Annotated in this window: 12 protein-coding genes and 1 pseudogene; 1 reads left to right on the top strand and 12 read right to left on the bottom strand. The window is 47.3% G+C overall.

Annotation, left to right across the window (positions count from 1 at the left end; genetic code table 11):
- Positions 1 to 866: 866 nt before the first annotated feature.
- The 7 genes from HGBM_RS09650 to tcuA all read right to left on the bottom strand — a co-directional run bounded on the left by HGBM_RS09650 (position 867) and on the right by tcuA (position 9,445).
- On the bottom strand, positions 867 to 1,937 hold the full coding sequence (locus HGBM_RS09650) for an isocitrate/isopropylmalate dehydrogenase family protein (protein WP_019120896.1): 1,071 nt from the start codon (positions 1,935 to 1,937) through the stop codon (positions 867 to 869).
- A gap of 21 nt (positions 1,938 to 1,958) precedes the next feature.
- Complete coding sequence (locus HGBM_RS09645; RefSeq protein ID WP_019120895.1) at positions 1,959 to 3,242, bottom strand: TRAP transporter large permease; 1,284 nt, start codon at positions 3,240 to 3,242, stop codon at positions 1,959 to 1,961.
- Complete coding sequence (locus tag HGBM_RS09640; RefSeq protein ID WP_035286818.1) at positions 3,220 to 3,738, bottom strand: TRAP transporter small permease; 519 nt, start codon at positions 3,736 to 3,738, stop codon at positions 3,220 to 3,222. Before HGBM_RS09640 ends, HGBM_RS09645 begins: the two co-directional genes overlap by 23 nt.
- Before the next feature lie 75 nt (positions 3,739 to 3,813).
- Positions 3,814 to 4,878, bottom strand: coding sequence for a DctP family TRAP transporter solute-binding subunit (locus HGBM_RS09635; protein ID WP_019120893.1), 1,065 nt, complete (start codon positions 4,876 to 4,878; stop codon positions 3,814 to 3,816).
- A gap of 385 nt (positions 4,879 to 5,263) precedes the next feature.
- On the bottom strand, positions 5,264 to 5,671 hold the full coding sequence (locus HGBM_RS09630) for an IS110 family transposase (RefSeq protein WP_147512845.1): 408 nt from the start codon (positions 5,669 to 5,671) through the stop codon (positions 5,264 to 5,266).
- A 71-nt stretch (positions 5,672 to 5,742) separates the two neighbouring features.
- The gene (gene tcuB / locus HGBM_RS09625; RefSeq protein WP_019120891.1) at positions 5,743 to 6,906 is read right to left on the bottom strand and encodes a tricarballylate utilization 4Fe-4S protein TcuB; all 1,164 of its coding nucleotides are present in this window, start codon (positions 6,904 to 6,906) and stop codon (positions 5,743 to 5,745) included.
- Complete coding sequence (gene tcuA / locus HGBM_RS29480; protein ID WP_019120890.1) at positions 6,881 to 9,445, bottom strand: FAD-dependent tricarballylate dehydrogenase TcuA; 2,565 nt, start codon at positions 9,443 to 9,445, stop codon at positions 6,881 to 6,883. The genes tcuB and tcuA overlap by 26 nt, the downstream gene beginning before the upstream one ends.
- Before the next feature lie 162 nt (positions 9,446 to 9,607).
- Between tcuA and HGBM_RS09615 the strand changes: the two genes are divergently transcribed.
- On the top strand, positions 9,608 to 10,480 hold the full coding sequence (locus HGBM_RS09615) for a LysR family transcriptional regulator (protein ID WP_019120889.1): 873 nt from the start codon (positions 9,608 to 9,610) through the stop codon (positions 10,478 to 10,480).
- A gap of 620 nt (positions 10,481 to 11,100) precedes the next feature.
- Here HGBM_RS09615 and HGBM_RS09610 read toward each other — a convergent pair.
- From HGBM_RS09610 to HGBM_RS09595, 5 genes and pseudogenes are all read right to left on the bottom strand, one after another.
- Positions 11,101 to 12,603 carry a malate:quinone oxidoreductase gene (locus tag HGBM_RS09610; RefSeq protein WP_019120888.1) on the bottom strand — a complete coding sequence of 501 codons (1,503 nt, stop codon included), beginning with the start codon at positions 12,601 to 12,603 and terminating at the stop codon, positions 11,101 to 11,103.
- A gap of 810 nt (positions 12,604 to 13,413) precedes the next feature.
- Positions 13,414 to 13,620 (bottom strand): IS3 family transposase, encoded by a 207-nt coding sequence (locus tag HGBM_RS32465; RefSeq protein WP_390620967.1) that lies wholly within the window; start codon positions 13,618 to 13,620, stop codon positions 13,414 to 13,416.
- Positions 13,621 to 13,724: 104 nt separating this feature from the next.
- Positions 13,725 to 13,922, bottom strand: a pseudogene (locus tag HGBM_RS32460) (IS3-like element ISHahy4 family transposase); the annotation flags it as partial.
- 174 nt (positions 13,923 to 14,096) lie between these two features.
- Entirely contained in the window at positions 14,097 to 14,342 is a 246-nt protein-coding gene (locus tag HGBM_RS29475) for a hypothetical protein (protein WP_081590142.1), read from the bottom strand.
- The coding region (locus HGBM_RS09595) for a transposase (RefSeq protein ID WP_019120886.1) at positions 14,333 to 14,662 on the bottom strand (330 nt) is incomplete at its 5' end. The genes HGBM_RS29475 and HGBM_RS09595, both read right to left, overlap by 10 nt.

Here is a 14,662-nt window from a genome sequence, read left to right as displayed (position 1 = left end):
CTATCTGTTTAGTTACTTGATTCTCGATATTTTCTGATTCACTGCATGCAAACATGATTCCTATAATATCTTGAGGTATACCTGGAAATAATGTGTCATCAAGATATATTGGAATAACAGCCTCATCTGCTATTCGTGGAGCAAAACACTCTCGTTCGAATGTTGGCTATCCAAAAAGCATACAACGTATCTACTCTTTTCCTTAAAAATGGCCTGGAACTCTTTATGCCACGCTTTCCCTAAGTAATTTGCTTCAAAAAATTCATCGAAGAAAACAGAACAATCAAGTATCTCTAATTGAGCAGCTAAGGTTTTTCGCTAATTTTCGATTTTCACCAGCAAATGAAATTTCGAAATCAAATTCAAAGTTCGCTTCTGTCTCTCTAAAACCACAGACTTTTCTAAGGTGATTCCAATTTAAATGCTTTATGTAATAGAATAATGCTGAGTCTTCAATAGCAAAGTTTTTAGTCTCGGAATTATAATAAAAGTATTTTTCGGAGATCGGTTTTGAATCTAATAGTACTCTCAACCTGCTTTCTTTAATATTATTTATACTTCCGCTTACCTCAGGATATTCTGTTAAATCTACTATTGAACTATCTTGTTCATGTCACCGCCGGGAAATAATTGACCCGCCGAAAAAGAATAGACCCACCCCTTCTGAATATATCCCCCTTCGGATTAACACCAAGTTAACTTCGGAGGGAGATTATGCTAAGGAGTGGGATAGTGATATCGTTACATACCATGAGAGCAGAAGGCAGAGTATTCGTGAAATCGCTAAAAACGGAACATTCCCGAAATCCCCTTCGGCAATCACAGTGACTGCCGCAAGGGGATTTTTCGTTGACCATGCGGCTCCATTACCGTTTGTAGATTTCCGCCATGATGGCCTGGCACATCTCTTCCGTTGTCGAGCGTCCTCCCATATCGGCGGTTCTAACCTCCCCTGCTTCCAGCACCGCCCAAACCGCCTCATGCAACAGGGCGGAAGCTGCAAGCACGCGATCATCTCCCTTTTTTCTTCCCAACCAATCGATCAGCATATGGGCAGACAAGATCTCGGCGATAGGGTTCGCGATGTTCTTTCCCGCAATGGCCGGCGAAGAGCCGTGTGATGCTTGCGCGACGGCAAATTGGTCCCCCACGTTCAGCCCCGGAGCCAATCCCAATGTACCGACGAGGCCGGCTGCTTGATCCGACAGGATGTCTCCGAACATATTGGTGGTCACGATGACATCATAGTTCTCCGGATGCAAAATCAGATACATCGCAAAAGCATCGATGTGAAAATCCTCCCATGCGATATCAGGATATTCCTTGCTGACTGTCCGGCACATGTCCAGAAACAGGCCGCAGCCCTTTTTTAATACATTGGCTTTATGAACGGCCGACACGTTTTTCTTCACATTGCGGACGCGCGCCATGTCAAATGCCATCTTTGCGATGCGTTCACAATTTTTCCGCGTGACCAGCCGGAACGACAAGACCGTATCCGGGTCTGTCATAAACTCTCCGGAGCTGTTGTACATGTTGCGGTCCGCGTACATGCCCTCCGTATTTTCTCGTACGATCAGCAGATCGACGTTCGGAAATTTGGTGGACACGCCGGGAACCGAGCGCACAGGCCGCAGGTTTGCGTACAGATCAAAATCTTTCCGAATCCGCGCGCTTGGATTGGGCATGTGCGCGGAATGATAGAGATGAGTTGAAACCGGCCCCAAGATAGCCCCATCGCATTCGCGCACCCGCCGTTCGGTTTCTGCCGGATAGGTAGTCCCTGATTCCTCGTAAGACTGCAAGCCTATTGGCAGGGGGATCAAATCGAACAAACGCAGATCCATCTTCGTCTCCACAGCTCTCAGGACCTTGACGGTTGAGCGGACAATTTCCGGACCAATGCCGTCCCCTTCCATTACTGTTATCTGATACACGCCGTTCGCCCCCTTTCCGGATTACCGCATGACCTGGTTCGGCAGCCATAAGGTAAACGCTGGCCAAGCCATCACGAAAACCATATACGCGATCATCACGACAATAAAGGGGATACTGCCTTTGAACACTTCGCTCAGGCTCGATTTGGCAATCCCGCTGATGACAAACAAATTCAATCCAACCGGCGGCGTAATCTGGGCAATTTCCATATTGATAATCATGACGATCGCAAAATGAATCGGGTTAATGTCCACGGACAGCATGATCGGCAGCAGCAAGGGAAGCGTGATCAGCATGATGGAGGAAGATTCCAAAAACATCCCCAATAGAAAGAAGAGGATCGCCGTCAATGCAAAAAACATGACTTTATTAAGCGCATCCATCGACAGCATGGCTTCGGCCAACGCCTGCGGTATCTGCTCCTGCGTCATGTACAGCGAAAATACCATCGCCGACGCGATAATCAGCATGATCATCGCAGTGATGCCGATGCTTTCCTTGAGAATCTCTACCCATTTCTGGATGGATCGTTCCCTATACACAACGAGAGAAACAATGACCCCATAAACTGCCGAGACAATGGAGGCTTCCGTAGGTGTTGTGGCTCCGCTGTAGATGCAGCCCAGGACGAGGATCGGCAGCAATCCTCCCCAGACAGCCATCTTCAGAGAAAGCCACCGTTCCTTCCACCCTGCTTTCTCCAGGTTTCCGTATCCTTTCATGCGCGCATAGATGATGGAGTAAACGACTAGGAGCAAGGTGAGGCCAATGCCCGGGATGACGCCGGCCATAAACAGCTGTCCAATCGATTGCTCCGTCACCACACCGTATACAATCAAGGGAATGCTTGGAGGAATCAAGATGCCCAGCGTTCCGGATGCGGCTACCAATCCCATGGCATATCGTTTGCTGTATCCCGCTTCCACCATGGCTGGAACCATGATCGAACCGATGGCAGCAGCTGTAGCCGGACTGGATCCGCTAATGGCAGCGAAAAAGGAACAGGCCAGGATCGTAACGACCGACAGCCCACCGGGCACATGCCCTATCCAGGCCCGCAGCGCCTCGATCAGATATTTGGCGATGCCGCCCTTCGCGATAATCGTGCCGGCCAACACAAACCCCGGGATCGCAATCAACGTCGTTTGATTCAAGCTGGTAAACATCTTTTGCGGGATGGTCCACATGCTGAACGAATCGGACAGCCAAAACATCAGCGTCGTGGAAGCAACCAACGCGATCGCAATCGGGATCCGCAGAAGAAGGAGCAATGAAAAGGCGCTAAAAAGCAGAATGGTGTTCATTCATATCCCCCCCTGTCGTTTGATGGCAGTCCGTTTTCCATACGCGGATGAGCCGCTCGATAAACCGAACCATAAACATCAATCCGGAAATCGGCACAACGATATAATACAACCACATGGGAATTCTCGTATCCATGGTCACTTGGCCGCTTTCCAGCGTGTGAAGCACCAACACACAGCCGTTATACACGAAAAAGATACAAAACAGGATGCATGCCACATTGGCGAACAGGTCTATGGCCTTGCGGATCTGCGGCGGAAACAGCACGTAGAAAATGTCAACACTAATATGGTGATTGTCGCGAAGACCGACAGACAAGCCCAGCAGGATGGCCCAAACGACCAGAATGCTTGCCGTTTCATTGATCCACGTCGTAGGAGAATCAAAGACATACCTCATCACGACTTCGTAAAACATTAATCCTAAACCGACAACAAGAAACAACGTCGAAGACACGTCTTCGATCAATGAATACAGTTTGTTGGTTTTGCTCATGCGGTTCTCCTCCACCTTTCCGGGATAGAAAAAAGAGAGGTGCATTCCCCTCTTTTTCCGCTATTCGTTCCCTTCCTACTTCGATGCTTCTTCAGCCAACGTAATGACGTCTGGATCCATCTCGGCTGCCCATTTATCGAAAACGGGCAGTACCGCTTGCTTAAATGCTTCTTTTTCCTGATCAGTCAACTCATTGACCTTCATTTTGCCGCTCTTCTTGATTTTTTCCAACGATTCACGCTCCAGCTTTTCCACCAAATCGCGCCCGACCGCTGTCGCCTCTTTCATCGCTTCGTCCAAAAGGCTTTGCGTCTTGGCGTCCAGGCTGTCCCACCATTTCTTGTTCGCTACCACGACATATTCGGAACGCGCATGGTTGGTCAGCGTGAGGTGATTTTGAACCTCTTCATATTTTTGCGTTTCAATATTGACCAGACTGTTTTCCTGGCCGTCTATCGTCCCCAACTGGAGCGCTTGGTATACTTCGTTGAAGGCAATTTTGGTAGAGGCAGCCCCCAGCTTCTCATACACTTCATTGATAATCTGCCCGCCATGTGTGCGAATCTTTAACCCCTTCAGGTCATCCGGACGTTTGATGGCCACTTTCTTGTTGGTTATGTGCTTAAATCCGTTCGGCCAGAATGAGAGCCCTTCGATGCCTTTTGCCTCCAGTTTGGACAGCAATTTTTTGCCGCCCTCCCCGTCCTCAAACCTGCGCAGACTCTCTTCATCTTTAAACATGAACGGCAAGTCGAAGATTTCAAATGATTTGTCAAAGCCGCTCAATTTGGCGGCTGATGGCGCGATGATTTGCACATTATTCGCCTGCAGCGCTTCAATTTCGTCGTTATCCCCATAGAGCTGACCGGACGGGAATACCTTGACCTTGATATTGCCGCCGCTTTTGGACTCCACCAACTCCTTAAACCTCAAGGCAGCCTGGCCTTTCGGCGTATTGTCCGCTGCCACGTGCGACAGCTTGATCTCGATCTTCGGGTATTCCGCTTCAGCCGGCGATGCTCCCTGGCTGCTCTTGCCATCGGCCGGAGCATTCGAGGCACTGTTTCCGCAACCTGCCAACGCCATCATGGAAGCGAATGTGAGAATAACCAAACAGGTCAATCCGGATCGTTTTTTCATAAATTTGTACCCCCTTTTCGAAAGAAAGCCCTTACATTTCATCACTTTTAATTGGAACCCATTTTCCGAAACAAAAGCCTGAACACAACTGAGGATGCCTCTCCCCCCTTAGTCCCTGTTTCATGTTCAATAATTCGGAATTGCTGTTACTTCAGATATTACCATCTGCCTACTATAACTAAAAATATTCATATTTTATAGTCAATAATAAAAGTTTTTTATCTTAACAGACCATACACCATAATCGAGTCCGCTAACCCCCGTCCTCTCACCTATGAAAACACGTAAGTACTTTCTCAAAATCATTTTTGCCCGTATTAAAAAGGCAACACGAAACTAAGACGAGCCGTATTCATTCTTTGACCCAGTTTATTTCCTGGTTTACTTAAGAACCATTCATAGCCAAAGCACGGTTTATACCCCCAATCTCAGCAAGAATGGTCAACGCACTTAATACCGATATGCCCGGTATTCCCATAAGCAAGGGAACATTGGGATTGGTCTTGGCTCGAGCAAATAAATCGCCTTCTAAAGCGTTCATTTCCTGTTGAACAAAATCAAGCAACTTTGGTGATGAACATACAACGACCTGTTCCGTTTCCGACAGTGGGACCTTTTCAAGATATTTCCGCTCATTTACTCCAAAAAGATCGCTCAACGGGGATTGGATACCATTTCTGATTAATGCGGCATCAATCTTGTTTTTAAGCATTGTCCGAATTTTTGCCAGTCGAATGCGATGGTTGAGGAGAATCCTAAGCTGATACTCTTCTTTGCTTGGAACCCAGCTCACTGGAATAAATATCATACCCCAGATATGCCTGAAAAAACCCCAGAATCGCATATCCGGGGTATGATATTACATCATTTGCTTACAGGCACACCGTGTGAAAGTGCCGGTTGTTTTGGGGATTTGTCTTTATGAACTGGCTCTGCATGTACCCGTTCCTCTTGGGCATAACGCACCAATGCAATAAAGCGATAGACGAAATGCGCAAACTTCGAATAGGGTGCAACGAAGAACAAGGTGGCAACGCTGCCCAGATGGATCATGAGTATGATCCCCATGGCAGCCGTTTCGCGCACCGCCAACAGAAGCATGCCAGTCACCGCAATCACAAGCAAGGATACTGAAAAGGCATTGCCTGACTTGGTGGCACTCCGATCGGAGAGGGATTGGTCACTCTTGTTTTTCACGTAGAGGAATCCTGTGATCCCAATAATGAGCCCGATCCCGCCCAACGCGCCAAGGATCACAACCGGATGATACAACGGATAAGGTGCCGGGACTTTTAACACGTGGGCGTAAAAGGCCGCAAGCGTTGTCGAAGCAAAATCAAGCAAGAACCCATAGAAAATCAAATGGTGAAACATCCGCCGGCTTCTGGACATTTCGTAGCTGGGCTCCTTGCATCCTGCCCCTTCTCCCCCCAGATACCGCAGGCTCATCGAATAGGAGATCGCAGTCTTCACGTCTTGGAACGTGACTCGTTCCGAGTTGGGCGACTTGATATCACGCCAAAATCTCACGGCGCCAATGACCCAGCCAAACAGCATCCATAATCCCAGGAAGCCGAACAATCCGATCATGGCAAACTCAGACATGACATTATAGAATGCCCCTTGCCCTACATGCTTTTGCCACAGGGCCTCCGTATTGCTTGACAACGCCAGGACCACCGTAAACACGATGGTTAGGACAACAGCCGTCCATAAGCTGCTCTGCTTCCCGCCAAGGGCCTTCGCCAACGGACCTGGCCAGGCGTATTTATGATACAACTCATCACGCAACCCGCTAAAGAGCTTCGGCGGATTGATGCCAAACTCGTGGGGAGGTGTAAAGGGACACGCAAAATAACATTCCCGACAATCGTGGCAAAGGTTGGCCAAATAGGCCATATCATTCGGGGTAAAATCCCGGCGCCACTCGATCGCCCGCCATACGGCACAGTATCCTTCACAGTAGCGGCATGCATTGCACAGCCGCATTTGTCGCTTTCCATCATCGATAAGCTCTTGTAACTTCATTTGCTGCTTCCCTCCCTGCGATTCTTCCGAGTACGGCACCCATCGTCAGACCAAAACCAGCCAAATACCCGCGGCGCAGCACATTGCCGGCAACGATTTCTCCGGTGGCAAATATGTTCTTGGAGAGGCTACCGTCATTCATCTTGATCCTTGCCTGCTCGTTGATTTCGACACCCAGATACGTGAATGTAATGCCTGCCTTCAATGGATACGCATAGAATGGGGGGGTTTCAATTTTTACTGCCCAGTGACTCTTGGGAGGCGTCAAGCCTTCCGTATGGCAGTCGTCCAATTCACGTGGATTAAAGATTCCCGGACGAACAGACCGGTTATAGGCCGCAACCGTTTCATTCAACACGTCCGGATCGAGGCCCAACTTCTCTGCAAGTTCGCCAATGGAGCCAGCAGAGATCGGCTCCCACACGGAAGGCAAAAAGTTTCCAAGCGCTTTGCTATCCAGAATGGAGTATGCGACCTGATCCGACTGCTTTGCGATCAGCCCGCCCCAAATCGCGTAGCGTTTGGGCCAGAAATCTTCGCCTTCATCGTAGAAACGCTGTCCATGCTTATTCACCACAATCCCAAATGGCACACTATCAAGGCGTGTCACGATCCCCCCGTCAAACTTGGGCGCCCTGCCATCTACTGCAACGGCATGAAACGCATTTGGTTCTCCGATCTGGGCGGCCCCCTTGTTGAGAAGAATCTCCAGAACGTTGCCTTGGTTGTATGGCGTGCCCCGAATCACGAAATTGTCAGCCGCCGCCCCCCAGTAGCGCCTGTGCCATTCGATATTCGCCTCAAAACCGCCCGATGCAACGATAACAGCTTTCGCCTGCACGGTTATGATCGAGCCGTTGCGTTGTACGTGTACCGCCTTGCATTCCCCATCCTCGATGAACAAATCCACCACCATGGCTTCGTACCAGATGTCGATCCCTCTGGCTTGGGCAGTCTGATAGTAGGAATTCATCATGGCTTTTCCGCCACCGAGTTGAAAAATGTTGGTTCTCCCTAAATGAAGGGTTCCAGTCAACGCTGGCTGCCAGAGGATTCCCTGCTTGCTCAGCCATTCCGGAAGTTCTTCCGACCCGCGTACGATGATGCGGGCAAGCGTTTGATTGATTTCTCCCCCGGCGACACGGTTCAAATCCTCCATGAATTCTTCTTCCGTATACGTGCCCATCATGTACTTGTTGTCCTTACGCGTATTCATGACCCGAAAATCTCGGGTATGCCGACTGTTCCCCCCGCGATAAAATTCAGGGGCCCTCTCGACGATCAGCACTTTTCTCGCTCCATGTTCGTGAGCCGACAATGCGGCGCTTAGAGCGGCATTCCCGCCACCGATGACCAAAACATCCGTTTCCATTATGCAGACTCCCTTTCCCGTAATCATACGTATACAGTGCCCGTCATCAATCGTCGAGCGGTACGATAAACCCGGCCGTAATGGGCAATGCCATTTTCCATCCGTACAGGAGACATGAGCTCCTACATCCATCACACCGCCGCAGTGCCCGATGCGAATTACGCGGGGATCATGCGGATTCTGCGAGACGAGTTGATGGACGAGCGTTCCTTCAATTTGGGAGGCAATCGCCAAACAGATCCCTCCGGTGATGGCATAAGAGGGATGCAATTTTCCCATCGACATCATCCGGGCGACAATATCAATGTCATTTTTGCGAATGACGCTACCGGACGTGGAAAAATAATCGGTTGATGGCGCCAGGATACAAGCTTTGGGGACAGCCGGGCAATGTTGAATGGCATCCTGAATCGTCTCAGCCAGGCCGAGTCTGACGGCTGCCGCACCTCGGATCTCAAGGATGCGGCCCAGAAAATCCGGATGGTTATCCAAATCTTTCGGCAATTCGGTTCCGGATATCCCGATATCAGACGCGTTGACGAATACACATGGATTGGCCGCATCCACGATCGATACCTCATAACGGCCATAGGAATCCGTCTCCAGCCATTCCCTCACCTGATGGGTCGGCAGCAAGTGTCCGGTCACCGATCCGCCAGGCTCCATAAAATCAAGTTGAATCTTGCTTCCCGTGGTCGGAACGCCTGGAATGGCGTAATTCCCCTGATACTCGGTTTTTCCCTCTTTGACCGGGACATGGGCATAAATGTACTTTTGCGTATTCGTATTGAAGATCTTTACGGTTGTGTATGGCTCTTCGATGTTCTCGATTAACCCCGTATCGATTGAAAAGGGGCCTACAGCCGAAGAGATGTTACCGCAATTGCCTTTCATATCGATCAGGGACGTGAGGATATCCACTTGTCCAAAAGTATAATTTACGGCATTCGGTTCCCCGGGTATCTTCGAGATGACGGCCAGCTTGCTCGTGGTGGATGTGCTTCCCCCTAACCCGTCAAGTTGCCGCCCTGTTGGATCCGGACTTCCAAAGGCGCGCAGGATCACTTCTTTTCGCTCATCCCATTCTTCGGGCAGATCCTGTTCCAGGAAAAAGAGGCCTTTGCTTGTCCCGCCCCTCATAATGGTACAAGGAAATTCCGATTTCATGTCACACCTCCTGTTAACACACGTCTTGAAACGATCATCGAAAGGCCGAAAAATCGTTTTTCTCTTGAATTTGATTGTAGTATAATTGAATGCATAAAAATAATATTAATATTTTATGATTTTGGATAAATAATTTTTATTGATGGAAGACAGGTGAAGGTTATGGATGAAAAGGATTGGAATATGCTGATCACCCTTTATGAGGAGCGAAATATCACCAAGGCGGCAGAACGTCTCTACATTTCACAGCCGGCCTTGACCTACCGGCTGCATCAGCTGGAGAAGGAATTTGGAACCGGTATTGTCACGCGTGGGAAAAAAGGGGTGGAATTTACCGTCCAGGGCACCTATCTAGTGAACTATGCGAAAGAGATGCTGCTCCAACTACGCAAGGCGAAGGAATATATCGTCAATATGGATCAAAGCGTGAAAGGCACCTTGCGCTTAGGGGTCTCCGGCATGTTTGCCCGTTACGAGCTCCCCAGGCTGTTAAAAAATTTCCTCGCCAAATACCCTGATGTCGAAATCAATTTGAAAACCGGGTGGAGTTCGGAGGTTAACCAATTATTGCAGAAAGAGGAAGTCCATCTTGGCATCGTGCGCGGCAACTACAATTGGCACGGGGAGGCCTATTTATTTCGGGAAGAGATGATCAGCGTTGCCTCCCATAAAAAAATAGAACTGGAGGAATTGCCGTCGCTCCCCCAGATCAATTATCAAACGGACCCGTCTTTACGCACGCTCATTGACAATTGGTGGAAAGAGAGATTTCGGACGCCCCCTACCATCGCCATGGAGGTGGACCGCCTCGATACTTGCAAGCAATTGGTGATGCACGATCTGGGTTATGCGTTTTTCCCCAACATCTGCTTATCGGATGATGAACCGCTCTATACCATACCGCTGATTTCGAAAGACCAGCAACCGTTGGTACGGCAGACATGGATCATTTATCGGGAAAGCTCCATGGAATTGACATTGGTTAAAGCATTTATTGATTTCCTCAAGGAAGAAACTGCCACACAATTAACATGAATTCCTGGCCTTTCTCATATACCGCCATGTAACCACAGAGAGCCAAGGTGAACTCCTCGTCTGCGCCATCGAAATCAAACGCCTCTTTCAATGCCGTTTCAGCGGGAAAGCGCCGCTGGGCATTAAGCGGTCTTTATATTTTGGGGGACCTGCTACAGTTTTTATAGAATTTAGCATTTTCCCTAAACCTTAGTTGCGTTACTCTTTTGAAAACAATGATAACCTAGGAAACGAAAAACAATGGATAGTTTTGCAGCGAGTCGAAAACGGTTTTTGCAGCGAGATCATAGTCTTTGTAGAGACCTTGAATGTTGGCGTCAATGTTTTCAGTGAAGGTTACTTTTATGTTGGATCCGTTTTGAACGATCGGATTAGATGTCCAGTTTAGTTTCTTACTGTCTACAAAATGGGTTCTTGACCAAAGATAGATCAAAGGTTCTATGTTTTATTTTCAATGATATTCTATTATTTACTCAATTCTTTATGTAATTTTTTATTTTATCTCTATTTTTTTCAATCATTGGCTTTTCAATTTCTTCATCATAGAAACAATTGTCCATTGATGAAAAATGTTGCTCACACTTTTCCATCAATGGACAATTGTTTCTACATCCAAAGTATTAACTATAGACCGGTTCTTTTTCGCTTAGACCAAGCGTCTGTGCTGTTGAAGTATGAATTTCTTGGAAAAGCTCTGGGTTTTCCACGAGTGACACTCCATAGGAAGGAATCATTTCTTTTATTTTCGGCTCCCACTTTTTCATATGTTGCGGGAAGCATTTTTCTAATACCTCAAGCATAACGTGAACGGCAGTAGAAGCACCCGGAGAAGCGCCAAGCAACGCAGCGATCGAGCCATCAGCGGCACTAACAACTTCCGTACCAAATTGTAGTGTTCCCCTGCCGCCGGTCTCAGTATCTTTGATAACTTGTACACGTTGGCCCGCTACCACTATGTCCCAATCCTCGCTTTTGGCGTTCGGAATAAACTCGCGTAATTCTTCCATGCGCTGTTCATTCGATAACAGTACTTGCTGGATCAGGTATTTTGTCAATGCCATCTCTTTTACGCCTGCCGCCAACATAGTGAGGACATTATGCGGTTTTACGGAACCTATCAAATCAAAATTTGAACCCGTTTTTAAGAACTTTGGTGAGAAGCCGGCAAACGGTCCAAACAGCAATGTTTTATTGTTGTTGATATATCTTGTATCAAGATGCGGAACAGACATTGGAGGAGCGCCAACCTTAGCTTTACCGTATACTTTTGCATGATGCTGCGCTGCAACTTTCGGATTATTGCATACCATAAATAGACCGCTTACCGGGAAACCCCCAATATGTTTTGACTCAGGAATACCTGTTTTTTGCAGTAAAGGCAGGCTTCCGCCCCCGGCGCCGATAAAGACGAATTTTGCAGTATGGTATTCGATTTTACCGCTATCGATACCATGCACTTTCACTTCCCACAAGCCGTCGCTCGTACGTTTTATATCCTTAACGCTATGCTTGTAGTTTATCTCGACGTTCTTACTTTTTAAGTGGTCAAACAACATGCGTGTTAAAGCACCAAAGTTGACATCCGTTCCAGAGTCGATTTTTGTCGCCGCTATCGGTTCATTCGATGTACGGCCTTCCATGATAAGCGGAATCCATTCATTCAGTTTTTCAGGGTCATCGGAAAATTCCATGCCTTGGAACAGAGGATTGTTTGACAGCGCTTCAAAACGCTTTTTCAAGAACGCTACATTTTTTTCCCCTTGTACGAAACTCATATGAGGCAATGGCATGATAAAGTCCTGCGGGTTGCGAATCAGATTGCTGTTTACAAGATAAGACCAAAACTGTCTTGAAAGCTGAAACTGTTCATTAATTTTAATCGCTTTGCTGATATCTATCGATCCGTCAGGTTTCTCGGACGTATAGTTAAGCTCGCACAGTGCAGAATGGCCCGTACCCGCATTATTCCATTCGTTAGAACTTTCTTCTCCTGCGTTTGCAAGTTTCTCAAACACTTTGATTTCCCATTCCGGTGCTAACTCTTTCAATAATGACCCCAAAGTCGCGCTCATGACTCCGGCACCAATTAAGATAACGTCTGTTTTTTTCTGTATGCTGCTCATGATAACCTTCCTTATCCCCTATATTTGCACAATAGAGTAGGCGCTCCTGCTTAGGTATTACTAAAAGCAAGGCGCCCCTAGGAACACACCTTTTCTGTCTCAATTATAACCTTATCATAGTCTATTATAATGATTTATAGAATAAAATATCTACTATTAGCTGATATTTATCATCTATTTATAGCTGGGAAATCTGGTAAAAACGTGAGAAGTCCGTCCGCAAGGCCCTGGAAACACACAAAAACCAAAGCCTTTACTTAGCTTGCGAGGGTTAAGGCTTTGGTTTGCCGTTGCCTGTGATACGTCTCTACGCTCTCCGTGCTGTCTGTAACGGCAAGTTTTTATTAAAAATAAACTGAAGCCAATGCTTAATAAGATTGGCTTCACTTCATGCTAACGCAAACAGATAATTTTCGGTATATACGGACCTTTTTTATTGACGTTGTAATCTGATTCGATAAGGTAAAATTGAAACCGTAAGTGCTTATTATAAGCAGCCTCATTATTACTGAGTTGTTCTTTGTCTTTCTCATAAATTTCTGAAGCCAAACTGAAAATCTCATCCCAATTCTCTTCAGAAAGTATTTGTAAAAAATATACTCCATGCCCATAACAAAGCGGTTTAACCCCTTAAAATTAGAGCCAATCTCCCTTATTCTCGTTTTGCCGCACGGTTACTTTTCTTCAACCTGTGGAGAGTGTAGGATGAGAAAAGTCTAGCGTCAAGGAATCCACTTGACCCCAGACTTTTCTCATCCTGGGTGGCTCCTAGGTCGAAGAAAAGCTTCAAATTGCAAATGCCTTGCCAATCTACACTTTCACCACAAATGGTTTTACACGTTGCAGTGTGAAAGCCTCCATGAATTCTGCTGGTGAAAGGTTATACAGACTGCCATGAATTCTCCGTTGGTTGTAAAAGAGCAGATAATTCGTAACCGTTTCATACGCTTCCTGGTACGTGAGAAACTCATGCCGCTGCAGACACTCTTTCTCCAGTATGCCGTGAAACGCTTCAATATGAGCGTTCTTGTTTGGTGTCTTCGGTGGAATTCGCTCATGCTCAACTTGGAATGTCTGACACGCGTTTTCAAAGACTGACTAATAAACTGTGGACCGTTATCCGTTCGGATCACCGGTCGATCTTCTTGATCGAATTGCTGACGTTTCCACAAAGCACGTTGAAGAATCTGAGCAGCATGTTTTCCTTCGCATGTCAGTCCGATATGGTAATCCACAATAGCTCGATCGTAGACGTCGATCAGACACAGCAGGAAAAAGAAACGATCTTCTCCTGCAATGAAGCCATATTTTACGTCCATTTCCCACAATTGATTCGGGGCGGTAATCTCTCGGTTATGGGTTAGCTTGCGAGGATACTTGCTCTTCTTTTCGCGTTGCGGTTGCAGCAGATCATCTTCTTTCAACAAACGGTAGACCTTTTTCTTGTTGATGATCAATTGATGCTCTCGTTGCAAGCAAAGGGTGAGCTTTCGCTAGCCATAGGCAGATTCTTCGCCAGAGATCAGTTCAGATAGCCATTCCTTAATCTGCTCATCAGAAACAGGATGCCCCTCCTTTGTCAAGAAATAACCGGGTACGGGACGCCCTCCGTTGTAGACACGTGCTTTGCGGAATGCTTTGTATTTTCGATAGTAGTACGTCGCCTCGCTCATGCCGACAATACGTAGCACGGTTTTGGCTGTATACCCCAGCTGTATCCACTTGTCGGCTATTTCCATTTTGTCCGATACGCTGGGTTTACCTTTTTTACAAGCTCACGGAGAATGGCAATTTCCAAGTCCTTTTCTCCGGGCAGTTTCTTCAGCTTTTCATTTTCGGATTCCAACTCACGGAATTCTCCGGGGGACGGTGTGTAGCTGGTCACCGCTTTTGCTTCTGGAGAAGTATTTTGCCAATCGGCGTGTTTGGAATTCCGCATCCATCGGTACAACAGCTTCACATCGATCCCATGCCGACGGGCTACCTGACTGGCATTTCCCGCTTCTTTGGCTTCTTGAATCAGTTGTTGTTTAAACTCAAGTGAATAGCGTCTTCGTTG

Origin of the sequence: Brevibacillus massiliensis, from assembly GCF_000311785.1 — a bacterium.
GTDB classification, from domain to species: Bacteria; Bacillota; Bacilli; order Brevibacillales; family Brevibacillaceae; genus Brevibacillus_C; species Brevibacillus_C massiliensis.
The sequence above is the reverse complement of the archived record's forward strand: the minus strand, read 5'-3'. Positions and strand labels throughout refer to the sequence as shown.

What these genes read in the sequence shown, in the direction of transcription:
- HGBM_RS29475 (WP_081590142.1), bottom strand. Translation starts at nt 14,342, where the DNA reads ATGGAAATAGCCGACAAGTGGATACAGCTGGGGTATACAGCCAAAACC.
- HGBM_RS09640 (WP_035286818.1), bottom strand. Translation starts at nt 3,738, where the DNA reads ATGAGCAAAACCAACAAACTGTATTCATTGATCGAAGACGTGTCTTCG.
- tcuA (WP_019120890.1), bottom strand. Translation starts at nt 9,445, where the DNA reads ATGAAATCGGAATTTCCTTGTACCATTATGAGGGGCGGGACAAGCAAA.
- tcuB (WP_019120891.1), bottom strand. Translation starts at nt 6,906, where the DNA reads ATGAAGTTACAAGAGCTTATCGATGATGGAAAGCGACAAATGCGGCTG.
- HGBM_RS09645 (WP_019120895.1), bottom strand. Translation starts at nt 3,242, where the DNA reads ATGAACACCATTCTGCTTTTTAGCGCCTTTTCATTGCTCCTTCTTCTG.
- HGBM_RS09635 (WP_019120893.1), bottom strand. Translation starts at nt 4,878, where the DNA reads ATGAAAAAACGATCCGGATTGACCTGTTTGGTTATTCTCACATTCGCT.
- HGBM_RS09610 (WP_019120888.1), bottom strand. Translation starts at nt 12,603, where the DNA reads ATGAGCAGCATACAGAAAAAAACAGACGTTATCTTAATTGGTGCCGGA.
- HGBM_RS09615 (WP_019120889.1), top strand. Translation starts at nt 9,608, where the DNA reads ATGGATGAAAAGGATTGGAATATGCTGATCACCCTTTATGAGGAGCGA.